The sequence below is a fragment of the Nostoc sp. PA-18-2419 genome, assembly GCF_005869855.1.
Taxonomy (GTDB): Bacteria; Cyanobacteriota; Cyanobacteriia; order Cyanobacteriales; family Nostocaceae; genus Nostoc.
Genome location: NZ_SZNH01000010.1, coordinates 111,774 through 126,393, shown reverse-complemented (window position 1 = coordinate 126,393; position 14,620 = coordinate 111,774). Strand labels below are relative to the sequence as shown.

General features: G+C 39.8%; 15 protein-coding genes and 1 tRNA gene. 11 read left to right on the top strand and 5 right to left on the bottom strand.

Features of this window, described 5'->3' with window-relative positions; translation table 11 throughout:
- The first annotated feature begins 226 nt into the window (after nt 1-226).
- From FCR06_RS12925 to FCR06_RS12910, 4 genes are all read left to right on the top strand, one after another.
- Nucleotides 227-1,459, top strand: coding sequence for a sedoheptulose 7-phosphate cyclase (locus FCR06_RS12925; RefSeq protein WP_138500202.1), 1,233 nt, complete (start codon nt 227-229; stop codon nt 1,457-1,459).
- Entirely contained in the window at nt 1,459-2,295 is an 837-nt protein-coding gene (locus FCR06_RS12920) for an O-methyltransferase (RefSeq protein ID WP_138500200.1), read from the top strand. Before FCR06_RS12925 ends, FCR06_RS12920 begins: the two co-directional genes overlap by 1 nt.
- Before the next feature lie 6 nt (nt 2,296-2,301).
- Nucleotides 2,302-3,696: an ATP-grasp domain-containing protein gene (locus FCR06_RS12915; RefSeq protein WP_138500198.1), complete on the top strand. Its 1,395-nt coding sequence runs from the start codon at nt 2,302-2,304 to the stop codon at nt 3,694-3,696.
- A 214-nt stretch (nt 3,697-3,910) separates the two neighbouring features.
- Nucleotides 3,911-4,942, top strand: coding sequence for a D-alanine--D-alanine ligase (locus FCR06_RS12910; protein ID WP_138500196.1), 1,032 nt, complete (start codon nt 3,911-3,913; stop codon nt 4,940-4,942).
- 101 nt (nt 4,943-5,043) lie between these two features.
- Here FCR06_RS12910 and purE read toward each other — a convergent pair whose 3' ends face one another.
- Nucleotides 5,044-5,559 (bottom strand): 5-(carboxyamino)imidazole ribonucleotide mutase, encoded by a 516-nt coding sequence (gene purE / locus FCR06_RS12905; RefSeq protein ID WP_138500194.1) that lies wholly within the window; start codon nt 5,557-5,559, stop codon nt 5,044-5,046.
- A gap of 66 nt (nt 5,560-5,625) precedes the next feature.
- On the opposite strand from purE, the gene nagA reads away from it, so the two are divergent.
- From nagA to FCR06_RS12890, 3 genes are all read left to right on the top strand, one after another.
- Nucleotides 5,626-6,795 (top strand): N-acetylglucosamine-6-phosphate deacetylase, encoded by a 1,170-nt coding sequence (gene nagA / locus FCR06_RS12900; protein ID WP_138500192.1) that lies wholly within the window; start codon nt 5,626-5,628, stop codon nt 6,793-6,795.
- Between the two features lie 243 nt (nt 6,796-7,038).
- Nucleotides 7,039-7,563 (top strand): hypothetical protein, encoded by a 525-nt coding sequence (locus tag FCR06_RS12895; RefSeq protein WP_138500190.1) that lies wholly within the window; start codon nt 7,039-7,041, stop codon nt 7,561-7,563.
- Nucleotides 7,564-7,647: 84 nt separating this feature from the next.
- Nucleotides 7,648-8,490, top strand: a complete 843-nt coding sequence (locus tag FCR06_RS12890) for a hypothetical protein (RefSeq protein WP_138500187.1) — start codon at nt 7,648-7,650, stop codon at nt 8,488-8,490.
- 191 nt (nt 8,491-8,681) lie between these two features.
- Here FCR06_RS12890 and FCR06_RS12885 read toward each other — a convergent pair whose 3' ends face one another.
- Together FCR06_RS12885 and FCR06_RS12880 are read right to left on the bottom strand one after the other, a co-directional pair.
- Nucleotides 8,682-9,428 (bottom strand): cobalt-precorrin-6A reductase, encoded by a 747-nt coding sequence (locus tag FCR06_RS12885; RefSeq protein WP_138500185.1) that lies wholly within the window; start codon nt 9,426-9,428, stop codon nt 8,682-8,684.
- Nucleotides 9,425-9,838 carry a DUF1636 domain-containing protein gene (locus FCR06_RS12880; RefSeq protein ID WP_138500382.1) on the bottom strand — a complete coding sequence of 138 codons (414 nt, stop codon included), beginning with the start codon at nt 9,836-9,838 and terminating at the stop codon, nt 9,425-9,427. The genes FCR06_RS12885 and FCR06_RS12880 overlap by 4 nt, the downstream gene beginning before the upstream one ends.
- A gap of 304 nt (nt 9,839-10,142) precedes the next feature.
- Here FCR06_RS12880 and FCR06_RS12875 point away from each other — a divergent pair.
- The 4 genes from FCR06_RS12875 (at nt 10,143) to FCR06_RS12860 (ending at nt 12,687) form a co-directional block, all read left to right on the top strand.
- Nucleotides 10,143-10,216 (top strand) — tRNA-Val (locus FCR06_RS12875).
- 290 nt (nt 10,217-10,506) lie between these two features.
- On the top strand, nt 10,507-10,686 hold the full coding sequence (locus tag FCR06_RS12870) for a hypothetical protein (protein WP_138500183.1): 180 nt from the start codon (nt 10,507-10,509) through the stop codon (nt 10,684-10,686).
- 324 nt (nt 10,687-11,010) lie between these two features.
- Entirely contained in the window at nt 11,011-12,177 is a 1,167-nt protein-coding gene (locus FCR06_RS12865; RefSeq protein ID WP_138500181.1) for a pyridoxal phosphate-dependent aminotransferase, read from the top strand.
- Nucleotides 12,178-12,480: 303 nt separating this feature from the next.
- Nucleotides 12,481-12,687 carry a hypothetical protein gene (locus FCR06_RS12860; RefSeq protein ID WP_138500179.1) on the top strand — a complete coding sequence of 69 codons (207 nt, stop codon included), beginning with the start codon at nt 12,481-12,483 and terminating at the stop codon, nt 12,685-12,687.
- Nucleotides 12,688-12,818: 131 nt separating this feature from the next.
- Here FCR06_RS12860 and FCR06_RS12855 read toward each other — a convergent pair whose 3' ends face one another.
- Complete coding sequence (locus tag FCR06_RS12855; protein WP_138500177.1) at nt 12,819-13,673, bottom strand: CheR family methyltransferase; 855 nt, start codon at nt 13,671-13,673, stop codon at nt 12,819-12,821.
- Between the two features lie 254 nt (nt 13,674-13,927).
- Entirely contained in the window at nt 13,928-14,452 is a 525-nt protein-coding gene (locus tag FCR06_RS12850) for a hypothetical protein (RefSeq protein ID WP_138500175.1), read from the bottom strand.
- Between the last annotated feature and the right edge of the window lie 168 nt (nt 14,453-14,620).

Here is a 14,620-nt window from a genome sequence, read left to right as displayed (position 1 = left end):
AAATGACAGTAGATGCACTTTATCTTACATAATGCTGTATATTGTGATTTCTAAATCTGCAATCTAACAAAACTCCATTGTAATACGCCTTTTTTTCTTGGAATCATAGGCAATTTACTTGTGACATAATTTTCGCAAGTTAAATCATCATGTTTGAGAAGTACTTACACTTCTTAATAGCATCTACATCAAAGTTACAACTTATTTCAACTAGAGGGTAAAATTTGTGAGCATCGTTAAAACAAAACTTGAAGTTACTGAAACCAACTTTCACGTAGAAGCTTATGAAAAGATTGAGTACGACTTAGTTTATGTAGATGGTGTTTTTGATGTTGCTAATCCAGAGCTTGCAGATATATATAAAAGTTTTGGAAGATGTCTAACTGTTATCGATACTAATGTCAACAATTTTTACGGTACTCAGATTGAGAAATATTTTCGATATTACGGTATCAATTTGAGAATTTTTGCTCTAACTATTAGCGAGCCAAATAAATCGATCGAAACATTTGAGAAGATCATAGATGTATTCGCAGACTTCAAACTAGTCCGTAAAGAGCCAGTACTAGTCATCGGTGGAGGTTTAATTACAGACGTTGTAGGTTTTGCTTGCTCTACCTATCACCGTAGCAGTAATTACATCCGGATTCCTACTTCTTTGATTGGTTTGATTGATGCTAGCGTCGCTATTAAAGTGGCAGTTAATCATCGAAAGCTAAAAAATCGTTTGGGTGCTTATCACGCTTCCCAAAAAGTTTTATTAGACTTTTCTCTGTTGGGGACATTACCAACAAATCAAGTGCGTAATGGAATGTCAGAATTAGTCAAAATTGCTGTAGTGGCTCATGGGGGTGTGTTTGAGTGGTTAGAAAAGTATGGTAAAGAATTGCTTGACACTCACTTTGGTAACCTTGATGCAACTCCAGAGATTAAAGATATCGCTCACCGTTTAACTCATGAAGCGATCAAAAAAATGTTGGAGTTAGAAGTACCCAACCTCCATGAACTAGATTTGGATAGAGCAATTGCTTACGGACATACTTGGAGTCCGACTTTAGAACTTGCACCACGGATACCAATGTTTCACGGACATGCGGTGAGTATTGATATGGCCTTATCTGCAACCATCGCAGCCAATAGAGGCTATATCACAATCGCAGAACGCGATCGCATTTTAGGATTAATCAGCGATTTAGGGTTGGCTCTCGACCATCCTTTACTGGATGAAGAACTGTTATGGAAAGCTACCCAGTCTATCACCCTAACACGAGATGGTTTGTTAAGAGCTGCTATGCCCAAACCAATAGGAACTTGCTTCTTTGTAAATGATTTGACACGAGAAGAATTGGCGCAAGGTTTAGCAGACCATAAGCAGCTTTGCGTTAGCTATCCTCGTGGTGGCGAGGGTGTAGATATGTACCCCGTTTATCAGACAGAACTAATTGGGAGTGCAATATAATGTCTACTACAATTGCCAAGCCTACAGCTAGACCCGTGACGCCAGTAGGAATTTTAGCAAAGAAGTTAGAAGCTATTGTCCAAGAGATTAACCAACACTCAGACTTACCTGCGGAGTTAGTCGCTAACCTCAATCAAGCATGGCGTTTGGCTGCTGGTTTAGATCCATACTTGGAAGAATATACCACCCCAGAATCAGCTGCTTTAACTGCACTTGCCGAAAAAACATCCACAGAAACATGGCTAGAACACTTTAGTCAAGGAACAACAGTACGACCTCTAGAGCAAGAGATGCTATCTGGCCATGTAGAAGGACAAACCCTAAAAATGTTTGTTCATATGACCAAGGCCAAAAGAGTACTGGAAATAGGAATGTTCACAGGTTATTCTGCATTAGCAATGGCAGAAGCATTACCAAAAGACGGGGTACTTGTAGCCTGCGAAGTCGATCCCTTTGCCGCAGAAGTTGGACAAGCGGCTTTTAATCAATCTGCTGACGGTCAAAAAATTCGCGTGGAATTAGGGCCAGCTTTGCAAACCTTAGATAAGTTGGTAGAGGCTGGAGAATCATTTGACTTGGTGTTTATTGACGCAGATAAAAAGGAGTACATAACCTACTTCCAAAGGTTGCTAGATACTAATTTGCTAGCACCGTCAGGATTTATTTGTGTAGATAACACACTGCTGCAAGGAGAGGTTTATTTACCTGGACAAAAGCGCACCGCCAACGGCGAAGCGATCGCTCAATTTAATCGTGCCGTAGCACTCGATCCTCGCGTAGAACAGGTAATATTACCACTACGGGATGGCTTGACAATTATCCGCAAAACTGCGTAATTGAGTATGGCACAATCTATTTCTGTTTCTGGTTCACCTGCTATAGCGTCTTTTCCTTTAGAGACAAAAATAGCCGTAATTATCCAAAACATTTTGACTTTGGCTCTGCTATTATTAGCACTGCCAATCAATGCCACCATTGTTTTAGTAACTTTGTTGTGGCATATTATCTCGCGTCCTTTCCAACATTCAGCTACTAAAGCCGCAAACCCAAAAAATATCTTAATTAGTGGCGCTAAAATGACCAAAGCTTTACAGCTAGCCCGGTCATTTCATAATGCTGGACACAGAGTTGTGCTGCTAGAAACCCACAAATATTGGCTATCTGGGCATCGATTTTCCCAAGCTGTAGACAAGTTTTATACTGTTCCTGCGCCCCAAGAAAACCCAGAACGCTATACTCAGGCTTTGATAGACATCATCAAACAAGAAAATATTGATGTCTATATTCCAGTCACCAGTCCTGTGGGTAGCTACTACGACTCCCTCGCCAAACCATCGCTGTCGGAGTACTGTGAAGTATTTCACTTTGATGCAGATATTACCCAGAAATTGGATGATAAATTTGAGCTTGCCGAAACAGCGCGATCACTTGGTTTATCAGTACCTAAATCTTTCAAAATTACCTCTGCCGAACAAGTTCTAAATTTTGACTTCTCTGGGGAATCTCGCAAATATATCCTCAAAAGTATTCCTTACGATTCAGTACGGCGTTTAGACTTAACTAAACTCCCTTGTGCCACCCCTGAAGAAACAGCTGCATTCGTCAAAAGCTTGCCAATTAGTCCAGAAAAGTCTTGGATTATGCAAGAATTTATTCCGGGGAAGGAATTTTGTACCCATAGCACCGTCCGGGACGGGGAATTACGACTGCACTGCTGCTGTGAATCTTCGGCCTTTCAAGTCAACTATGAAAACGTTGAAAATTCTCAAATCAGGGAATGGGTAAGGCATTTTGTCAAAGAACTGAAACTTACAGGACAGATTTCCTTTGACTTCATTCAAGCTGAGGATGGCACAGTTTATGCTATTGAGTGTAATCCCCGCACACACTCTGCAATTACTGCTTTCTACGACCATCCCAAAGTTGCCCAAGCGTACCTCGATCAAGAACCGATGGCTGAAACATTACAGCCTTTACCAACTAGTAAACCCACCTATTGGACTTACCATGAAGTCTGGCGTTTGACTGGCATTCGTTCTTTTACACAATTGAAAAAATGGATTGGAAATTTTTGGCGGGGAACTGATGCAATTTACAAACCAGACGATCCCTTACCCTTTTTAATGGTGCATCACTGGCAAATTCCTTTACTCTTGCTGAATAATCTACGCAAACTCAAAGGCTGGACTCGCATAGACTTCAACATCGGGAAATTAGTCGAATTAGGAGGAGATTAATCGCGAGGTGCGGAGTGAAAGTATAATTTAGAATTGCGCTCTAGGCGCAGAGGCACAAAGAATAAGAGTTTGAACTCATGATTCTTTGGTGTTGCACAAACAAGCAATGAAATTTATCTAAAACTTTTCATTTTCTGTGCGCCTCTGTGTCTGGAGCGTAAAATAAATTGTCCCCCTTTGTGCAATGTTTTAACAGTACATAGGAAAATGAATCATGCCAGTACTTCGTATCCTTCATTTAGTTGGCTCTGCACACGATGATTTTTACTGTGATTTGTCACGCCTTTATGCCCAAGAGTGTTTAGCAGCAACGGCAGATCCATCGCGGTATGACTTTCAAATTGCATACATTACACCCGATGGCCAGTGGCGATTTCCTCGGTCTCTCAGCCCTGAAGATATTGCCGAGGCTAAACCGATTCCTCTGTTTGATGCCATAGAATTTCTTACAGGGCAAAACATTGACATCATGTTACCACACATGTTTTGTATTCCTGGAATGACTCACTACCGCGCCCTATTCGACCTGCTCAAGATCCCTTACATAGGTAATACTCCAGATCTGATGGCAATAACGGCTCACAAAGCCAGAACCAAAGCAATTGTCGAAGCAGCAGGCGTGAAAGTACCTCATGGAGAACTGCTGCGCCAAGGAGATGTTTCAACAATTACACCGCCAGTAATCATCAAACCTGTAAATTCTGACAACTCTCTAGGGGTGACTTTAGTCAAAGAGGCTACTGAGTATGATGCCGCCTTGAAGAAAGCATTTGAACATGCTTCGGAAGTGATTGTAGAAACATTTATCGAAGTCGGTCGAGAAGTTAGATGTGGGATCGTTGTTAAAGACGGGGAATTAATCGGTTTACCCCTAGAAGAGTATCTAATAGACCCCCAGGAAAAACCTATCCGCAGCTATGCTGATAAACTCATACGAACGGACGATGGTAACTTGGGTTACGCTGCTAAAGGTAATAAAAAGTCTTGGATTGTAGACCCTAATGACCCAAGCACCCAAAAGGTTCAGGAAGTGGCAAAGAAGTGTCATCAGGCTTTAGGCTGTCGCCACTACAGCTTATTTGACTTCCGCATCGACCCAGAGGGACAACCTTGGTTTTTAGAAGCCGGGCTGTATTGTTCTTTTGCCCACAAAAGTGTAATTTCCTCTATGGCTAAAGTAGCAGGAATTCCTCTACATGAGTTATTGATAATGGCTATCAATGAAACGTTAGGCACTAATAAATAGAATTTGCCTAAAGTTGGGTGATAAAACTAGACTTATCTTTTTTATCAGAAATTGCTACATATTTTTTTAATCAGTACTTGTTTTTTGTGGATTGTCATCAATTAATACTGCTGTAAATATTGCTCATAACCGAGTTGTTCTAGTTTGGTTTGCTTGGCAATTACTGATTGTGATAGGGTTTGGCGATATTGTTGGACTTTTTCTAGCAATTCTGGTTGCCCTGTTGCAAGTATTTGTACTGCTAAAAGTCCAGCATTTTTGGCATTACCGATCGCCACTGTAGCTACGGGAATACCAGCAGGCATTTGTACAATTGAATACAAAGAATCTAGCCCTTGCAAGTTCCGGGTGGGTACGGGAACACCGATAACCGGAAGGGGAGTTAAAGAGGCTACCATTCCAGGTAGATGAGCAGCACCACCTGCGCCAGCAATAATTACTTTAATACCGCGTTGGTGTGCGAGTTTAGCATATTCCACCATGCGTTCTGGGGTACGATGAGCGGAAACGATCGCCACTTCGCTTTCAATGCCAAATTCGTCACAAATTGCGATCGCGTCTTTCATAGTGGGCAAATCAGAATCGCTGCCCATGATAATACCAACTAAAGGAGTCATAGAATTTTGGATTAACGAGCGATTGTTCAATCTAAAATCAGATTTAGCTATATTCTCCTGAATGTGATGACTCAAGCAACACAAAGTGCCCTAGAAATTATCAATGCTAGAGTGCCTGGTTACAAAGATTTGCAAATGCTCTTGATTAATCGAGAGGGGATAATCGAGCAAATCTTGCCAATGAGTACAGTAGAGATGCGCAGGGATGCAACCGTACTCAATGTAGCAGGTGACTGGATTTCTCTAGGCGGCGTTGATTTGCAAATTAACGGTGCATTGGGGTTGGCATTTCCTGATTTGAGGACTGAAAACGCTCATCTTCTGGAGAAAATAACCCAATATTTGTGGGATGTAGGAGTAGATGGATTTTTACCGACACTCGTAACAACTTCGGTAGAAAATATTCAGCGATCGCTTGCGGTTATTGCTAATTTTACTGGCAAAGAGAGCTTGAGGGGGAAGTCGTGCGCCAAAATTCTCGGAGTACATTTAGAAGGGCCATTTTTAAATTTCCAAAAGCGCGGCGCACACCCAGCAGAGTACTTGTTACCCTTAACAATTGACGAGGTAAAGCGGGTTTTGGGAGATTATGCCCAGCTTGTGAAAGTTATTACCTTAGCGCCAGAATTAGATTCCACTGGTGAAGTAATTCCATATTTGCGTTCTTTGGGGATTACCGTTAGTTTAGGACATTCCCAGGCAACGGCTGCTCAAGCACAACGTGCTTTTGAACTAGGCGCAACGATGGTTACTCATGCTTTCAACACTATGCCACCACTACATCATCGCGAACCTGGKTTATTAGGGGCAGCAATAATCCATCCAGATGTGATGTGTAGTTTTATTGCCGATGGAGAGCATGTTTCGCCCACTATGCTACAAATTTTACTGCGTGCTAGCGATCGAGAAAAGGGGCTGTTTATGGTTAGCGATGCCCTTGCACCTCTGGGATTACCCGATGGAGTGTATCCTTGGGACACTCGACAAATTGAAGTCAAAAACGGTACGGCACGATTACCAGATGGCACATTATCAGGAACTACTTTACCCTTGTTGGTGGGGGTGCAGAATTTGGTGAAGTGGGGAATTTGTGACGTAGAAAGTGCGATTTTATTAGCTACTAATGCACCGAGAGAAGCAATTGGCTTATCAGGAATTGTTTTACTTCAAACCGCCAACTTATTACGCTGGCATTGGGATCGACAGACAAAAGAACTATCTTGGCAACGATTATAAAAATTCTTTGTTGGCGAGCGATCGCTTGGCGTGATGTTTGCCAACTATATTACAGCAATTTTTCGTAAATTTACAATAATAACTCACTTTTTCTCACAGACAAAGCGATCGGTCTAGAAGTAGAAATAACATAACCTGAAATAAAATCACATAGATTTTGTATTATGAGTCGCACAGTTAATCTTTTAGAAAAACGTGCTTTGAGAAGGTATATATTTTTAGATATTACTTGCGTTTCAAACGATGAACAATAATCAACGCAGTATTCAAGGCACGAAAATTATTATATCTTTAATAGGTATAATTTTCGCAGTTCTACACACTAAACAAATCCTCTACTTTGATACCCAAGGATTAATCCTTGTCACAATAGCTTTTCTACCTTGGTTAACTGGCATTCTCTCAAAAGCAGAACTACCAGGGGGCTGGAAACTAGAGTTCATACAACAGATACAAGAAGAGCAAGTTAGACAAAAGTATGAAATTGGGCAACTCAAGTTTTTAATAGAAGGTTTTGTAACTGACAATGAGTTAAATATTCTCAAAAAACTTAATTTATCAGAGCCTTTTTTAGTAAAAGTTGATCACACTTCTGTTTTCTTTTCTAATGAATTAGATAGATTAAGAAAGCTAGGACTCGTTTCCAACCCTGAAGGTAAAGGTAGAGCTACTCTCCTGATTAATGATGGTAAAAAACGAGAAGTTAAAGAACACTTTTACATTACGGAAAAAGGTAAAAGCTACCTAAATTTTAGAGACTCTGCTTAATGTCAAGGCAACTGAATAACTGTTTTATTAAAAAATGGATAAATTTGATGTGTATTTAGATTTATCTGTAATTAGTAAATTTTGATGAAACTAGATAATTTAAACATTAGAGAAATAATGAACCAAAAAGTAGTTTCTAGAGAATATAAACTTTTGCTCCAAAAAGATTTATTTATTGGTGACGAACAACAAGCATTAAAAAAATCTCAGGAGTTTTGGCACGATTTTTCACAGGCTATTAATAATATTGTCATTGGTGTTAAGGGCGATTTAGATGAGATTGAAGATAGGCGAATTATCAGATTTTATGATACTGATGAATATATGATCAACTCCAACAGTTACATACTGCGTGAGAGACAGAATATAATTAATGATGAAAGAGAAGTTACTTTAAAATTTCGCCATTCAGACCGTTATATTTCTCAAGATCGGCTGATGAATAGAGGAGAATCGAAATTTGAAGAAGACATTAAAACTCCTTTTGAAGTATTATACAGCTTCTCTGATACTCAAAAAATCTCTACGATTGAGAAACTCAAAAAAATGGAAGACGCTACAAACTTGTACCCAGATTTGGCAGATAAATTGAGTACTTTCAATGGACAAGAGATTATCAGAACTGTAGGAGTTCCTATCCGTGAACTAGTGGTCAAAGGAGCGAAATTCCAAATCAGACAAGAACCCAAGTTAGACTCGAAGTGTGCTTTGATTTTTTGGTATAAAAACGATGATAAACAAAAAAATCCCGTAGCAGTTGAATTTAGCTTTAAATATGAGGATATAAATGAAGGATATACCAGGAAAGTAGCTCAAAGAGCTTATGATGTATTCCAGATATTGGAAAAACTAACGTCTTGGGTAGATTTAAAGTCCGATACAAAGACAGCTTATATCTATAAGTTAGATCGATTGACTAAATGCTAGTTTTGACTTTTGAGTTGACTGCACCAAAAATTGAAAACTATAAACTTGTTAGTGAAGTTATACCAATTCAATTAATGATTGCAATACATTTTTGGCTATTTTTGGCTTACGCACATTCTACGAATCCTAGCGTTCTTGTGTTCTCTACGAGACGCTAACAAATTATCATTGATGAAAAGGGATGAGCGTTACTAATCGTGCAACTTGTCCAATACCCACGCCAAAGCACCATCAACATCATTAACGTAATCTCCTGGTGGTATGGCTGGACGATTTACCATCACAACTTTCACTTCAAGTTCTCGTGCGGCAATGATTTTGGCAAAGGTTGCATTGCCACCGCTATTTTTACTGACTATGGTATCGATATTGTGATGAATCAGGATTTCCTTTTCATTATTTAGGGTAAAGGGGCCGCGATCGCACAATAACATCCCCGGTGGCACTAAGGCATCAGACGTAGGAGGGTCGATCATTCGCATGAAAAACCAAATTTCCTTGAGGTGAGCAAAGGCGGCGAGTTCTTGCCTACCGACAGTCAAAAATACTCGCTGTGCCTGGTTTTCCAGAATTGCTGCTGCGGCTGCAACGCTGTCAACTTCAATCCAGCGATCATTACTTACCTTTTGCCAAGGCGGACGAATTAACATCAGATGGGCTACTCCCACTTCGGTTGCAGCATCTACCGCGTTCCAGGAAATCTGTGAAGCAAAAGGATGAGTTGCATCAATTAGCAAATCGATTTGCATTACTTCCAAATAACTAGCCAATCCAGCTACACCACCGAAGCCTCCAACCCGCAAATCGCCCAAAGGAACTAATGGCTCACGCGTGCGACCAGCTAGAGATGTGATTACTTCTACCCCTTCGATAGTCGCCAGTCTAGCAGCTAGTTCTGCTGCATCTCCCGTCCCACCCAGGATTAAAACGCGGATCATAGAGGTGGAATCTTTGCCAAAATCCCCTTTTTCAAAGCTTCTGGACGCTCTGACCAAGGCAGTAAACCATCTGGTTTGGCATAGTATTGACTAGCACACTCTAGTACCGCAGATGCACTGCCATCAACAGTTAGATCCCCAAATAAATATGTTAATTTGCCTTTGGCAGCAAAGGCAACCACACACGAACGATTGCAAGCACTCATGCATTCGACTTCTTGAATTGGGAATTCATCTCGCAAGTCCCAATCTTGTGCCAGGTGTTGAAGTTGCTGTAATAGTTGTTCGCCACCGCTTCCACCTAAGCGTTTTCCATCTTGCCAAACGCTGGCACAAGTTTTGCAAACAAATAAAGTGTGGTCAGGAACACCACAGCGATTAGTTGTCGAAATATTTCCAGTCGCAGTCATCCGTACCTCGCACAAATGTGGAACTGATAAATCTACTTCAGTGGGCATCCTGCTTCACTCAATTAAGAATTTTAGATTACTGAGGCAAGCTAATCTCAAATCTCAAATTAGTTCACAGTTACTCCCAAGCGCCAGATTATACAACGAATTTTCACCGTTACCTCTGGTAGCTAACCCCCACGAAAACTAAATAACCTTAACATCGTACACTAAGGTTTAATAGTACTAAATTAAGCTGGATTTACACCTTGGATCTTGTTTTTTTATAAAAAGTATGTGTTAATATTATTAATTGTGTGGTTAAGGACGTATAGCTCAGTTGGTTAGAGCGCTACGTTGACATCGTAGAGGTCACTGGTTCGAATCCAGTTACGTCCATTTTTGTTGTACAGTGACTAATTATTTGTCGTCGGCAGGACAATACTGCCACTGGAAAGTGACAATTAATATATGAAATTTTAGCTATTTGACATTTAATTTATTAAATATGAATTGGAGAGGTAGTATTGTTTTCAATAGCAAAATGTTTTGTGCCTTAATTTATACAAGCAAATAAAAAGAAAGTGAAGATATAATCATTTGTCTCAAAGCTTGGTTCAAGGCTGTTTTACTTCTAAATTTTGAGGCTTTAGCGGAGCATTTCCAGCGAAGCTCATCAATTCTGAATTATGCAGCCGGATTCTTTAATTAAAGCTATAGAATTACGATCACTTGGAGATGCACTCCAATTAACTGGAGATTTAGTACAATCGCGTCAAGTTCTCCAACAAAGTTTACAAACTGCCGATAAATTGCAATCTTTTGCAGAAATTCAGTGCAACATTGCTGAGTTTGGGCAATACTTCTAGAATTGCTCACAGGATTACTCACTCAACAGTTAACACTCAGCATTATTTCCAAGTTTAGAGATTCATGGCGATCGCTTTACTGCAATCTTAGTTTGTGAGTTTTATCATCAGTTAGTTTCTGCCAAAGTTACAAAAGCTCAAGCCCTGCGTCACACTCAATTGACACGTAATTTATAATGCGTAATGATGCTCATTTGCCCTTGGTGTCTCCCATTGGGAGAGGACTCGCTTCAAAGTAATTAAAAAGGAATTTTGAAAAGGCAAATCTGGGTGGAGATTCTAGGATATCCTTAAACAAGTGAAAGATTTGCCAAAAAAGTAAGAATGAAGCTGGCAGCAAGAGTAAGTCAGGTAACACCTTCATTAACCTTAGCGATCGCAGCCAAGGCTAAGGCACTGAAGGCAGAGGGTATAGATGTTTGTAGTTTTAGCGCTGGCGAACCAGATTTTGATACCCCAGCGCATATCAAAGCCGCAGCAGTAAAAGCTTTGGATGAAGGCAAAACCAAGTACGGTGCAGCAGCCGGAGAACCAAAGTTAAGGGAAGCGATCGCCCGTAAGCTTAAAACTGATAACGGTCTTGATTATAAATCAGAGAATGTGATCGTCACCAATGGTGGTAAGCATTCTCTGTACAATTTAATAGTGGCGTTAATCGATCCAGGTGATGAGGTGATTATCCCTGCGCCCTACTGGCTAAGTTATCCAGAAATGGTAACCTTGGCTGGTGGAGTTTCGGTAATTATCTGCACAGATGCAACCACAGGCTATAAAATTACTCCCGAACAACTCCGTAAAGCTATCACACCCAAAACAAAGTTATTTGTCCTCAACTCCCCATCTAATCCCACGGGGATGGTTTACACGCCAGATGAAATTAAAGCTTTGGCAGAGGTAATAGTTGATGCAGATATCTTTGTCGTCTCTGATGAGATTTACGAAAAGATTCTCTACGATGGTGCAGAACATATCAGCATCGGTTCTCTGGGAAAGGAAATTTTTGACCGGACTTTAATCAGTAATGGGTTTGCCAAAGCTTACTCAATGACTGGGTGGAGAATTGGCTATTTAGCCGGCCCGGTGGAAATTATTAAAGCTACGAGTTCCATCCAAGGACATAGTACATCTAACGTCTGTACTTTTGCTCAATATGGAGCGATCGCCGCACTGGAAAGTCCCCAAGACTGTGTTGAAGAAATGCGTCAAGCCTTCGCTAAACGCCGACAGGTAATGTTAGACAGACTCAACGCTATTCCCGGACTGAGTACCGCTAAACCAGATGGCGCTTTTTATCTGTTCCCTGATATCAGCAAAACCAATTTGAAATCCTTGGAATTTTGCGACGCCTTGCTAGAAGAGCATCAAGTTGCAGTCATTCCCGGAATTGCCTTTGGTGCTGATGACAACATTCGCCTGTCTTACGCCACAGATTTGGCAACGATTGAAAAAGGGATGGATAGGTTAGAGAAATTTGTCAAGTCGCGTATTTAGTTATGTTGTGATTTGTGATTTTATTTAGCAATCATCATGCCCTCTTCTAACAGGAGGGCTTTTTTTTAACAATAGTGGCCGTAGGTTAGGTTGCAATACGCTTGCTGTGTAATAGTGGTCAATTGATCGCAAAACGGTTCAGTTAGTTAAGGCTAAAACTCTTTGTCAAAATCAATTTTTGAATCTAGACGCAAAGCAGATGGTCTATTTTCTTCTTGGTTTGTGAAAAATTTTTCACAAAGTCGTTATGTGTGAGTTGGTTTTGGGCTTCCTAAGTGTAGAAGTAGCGATGGTGTATTAATAGTGAGCGGCCGAGAAAAATCCTCAGAACAAAACAAGTCCTCCGAAAGGCAAATCATCGTCCAAGGTTTTCTGTTTCTTTTGGTGTTGGTTCCGGCTATCTTTGTCGTTTGTAGTATTTTCCTTTCAAATTATGTGGCTCAAACACCATCGGTTCGTGCGTTTGATGATGCCGCAAAACAAGCTGAAATCGCTACCTGTGAATCCTAAAACGGATACAAAAATACTGAGGATTGTTACAATTGATATTTGCTCCTGAAATAGGATTATGCATTGTTAAGAAAATAAATATAGATTGATACTAATTAAACCATTAGAATAGTGATTAGGCAGACATAATATTACTTATGATTTCCAGATCGCAGTATCCCTGTTTTTCTATATAGCTTTTCACCTTGAATTACCTCCTCATATTGTTGCTCGTAAGGAGTGAATCTGATAGATTCTTGCTTTCCTAAACCCAAGACACCAAAGGTACAAAGGCTATTATAAAACAGTTCATGAACGCGTTTTTGAAGTATCTGATTAAAATATATTAGGACATTACGGCAAAGGATAACGTTAAACTCATTAAAAGAACTATCTGTTGCTAAATTATGCTGGGCAAAGACAATATTTTCTCTTAATGATGCTCTAAAAATAGCATTGTCATAAGCTGCTGTATAATATTCCGAAAAAGACTTTTTGCCACCCGCTTTCAGATAAAGCTGGGTATATTCCTGCATTAATTTCAGGGAAAAAATACCGCTTTTGGCATTTTGTAATACTTTCTCGTTAGTATCAGTGGCATATATACGGCAACGGTGATAAAGTCCTTCTTCTTGCAGGAGAATTGCCATTGAGTAGACTTCTTCACCAGTAGAGCATCCAGCGTGCCATATGCGAATAAATGGATAGGTTTGTAAGAACGGGATGACTTGACTTCTAAAAGTATTATAAAAGCTGGGGTCGCGATACATGGATGTGACATTTACAGTTAAAGCCAGCAAAAACCTTTCTAGATAGTTAGGATTATGGAGTAACTGTTCTTGTAAGGCAGAAACATTAGCTAATCCTTGTGACTGCATAAAGCTCTGAATGCGGCGTTTAATTGAGGAAAGAGCGTAATTCCGAAAGTCGTAACCATAGTACTGATACACCCCTTCCAATAATAAACGTATTTCGATTTCCTCCAAGCTAGGTTTTGACAAAGTCATAATAATTTGTAATTGATAATTAGTTCGTTGGCTTAGCGTGTTGTAGACAAGACTCGGTAACGCTACGCTAACGTAATTCGTAATTATTACCTCATTTTATCAATAGGTTTATTTAAATAATGCTTCTGCAATTTGGAGTGTTTATGTGATTAATATTTGATGATTTTAGAGTTTTTATAACCCTAATGAATCCTACACCGAAAAGAGCTTGCTCTAATTAAATTTTAAATATGATAATGCTCTAATTTTGGATTTCAATTCAACCAAGTGGCTGTAACCCCTAAAACAGCGATCGCAGTTATCGAAATCCCAGTCAGCCATCTCACCTGGTAACGCAGATTTTTAATCTCTTGGTTAAGAGTTTCTGTCTGAAGTGCAGAAGATGATTGAACTGCTGCAACTTCGATGGCTAATTCTTGGGGTTTAGCTGGGCGACTTCCAAAAGTCACCTGGGAATGTAACCAGTTAGCAATTAGTTGGGGACAGTTCTTTTTAAACCAGTTGAAAGCCAAGATTCTAAAAACTGGTTTGGACATGCGGGCAATTAATTTCATTAACCTGTTTACAGGTCGTACCGGAAGCTTTTGATTAATCAGGTTAACTGAGCCAACATCATAAAGACAATCCAGAATTAATTTCACAGTGGCTTCTTCACTGTTAATCAGGTTTTGCAGCAATAGCAGAACATCATGCATACGTTCTGCTTCAACATGCTTTTCTGCCAATGTTTCTGGACGAATTACTGATGAATTTGGGGAATTTTTTCTTACTATTGTCATATTAAAAACATAACAGCTATGTTAATGTCAGTACACCTATCCACCGAGATAAAGATATATTATCTAGAGAAATAACCAAAAAAGTTGCATGAAACAGACATATTTCCTTGAAAGATAGAAGTTATATAAATTATTTTATTACTGAAATGAATTTCCTGTCATTGATAT

Excerpts from the sequence above, each read along its gene's own strand:
- FCR06_RS12915 (WP_138500198.1), top strand. The coding sequence starts at position 2,302 with ATGGCACAATCTATTTCTGTTTCTGGTTCACCTGCTATAGCGTCTTTT.
- FCR06_RS12880 (WP_138500382.1), bottom strand. The coding sequence starts at position 9,838 with ATGACTGCGACTGGAAATATTTCGACAACTAATCGCTGTGGTGTTCCT.
- FCR06_RS12920 (WP_138500200.1), top strand. The coding sequence starts at position 1,459 with ATGTCTACTACAATTGCCAAGCCTACAGCTAGACCCGTGACGCCAGTA.
- FCR06_RS12865 (WP_138500181.1), top strand. The coding sequence starts at position 11,011 with ATGAAGCTGGCAGCAAGAGTAAGTCAGGTAACACCTTCATTAACCTTA.
- FCR06_RS12910 (WP_138500196.1), top strand. The coding sequence starts at position 3,911 with ATGCCAGTACTTCGTATCCTTCATTTAGTTGGCTCTGCACACGATGAT.
- FCR06_RS12855 (WP_138500177.1), bottom strand. The coding sequence starts at position 13,673 with ATGACTTTGTCAAAACCTAGCTTGGAGGAAATCGAAATACGTTTATTA.
- purE (WP_138500194.1), bottom strand. The coding sequence starts at position 5,559 with ATGACTCCTTTAGTTGGTATTATCATGGGCAGCGATTCTGATTTGCCC.
- FCR06_RS12895 (WP_138500190.1), top strand. The coding sequence starts at position 7,039 with ATGAACAATAATCAACGCAGTATTCAAGGCACGAAAATTATTATATCT.
- FCR06_RS12870 (WP_138500183.1), top strand. The coding sequence starts at position 10,507 with ATGCAGCCGGATTCTTTAATTAAAGCTATAGAATTACGATCACTTGGA.
- FCR06_RS12890 (WP_138500187.1), top strand. The coding sequence starts at position 7,648 with ATGAAACTAGATAATTTAAACATTAGAGAAATAATGAACCAAAAAGTA.
- FCR06_RS12885 (WP_138500185.1), bottom strand. The coding sequence starts at position 9,428 with ATGATCCGCGTTTTAATCCTGGGTGGGACGGGAGATGCAGCAGAACTA.
- FCR06_RS12850 (WP_138500175.1), bottom strand. The coding sequence starts at position 14,452 with ATGACAATAGTAAGAAAAAATTCCCCAAATTCATCAGTAATTCGTCCA.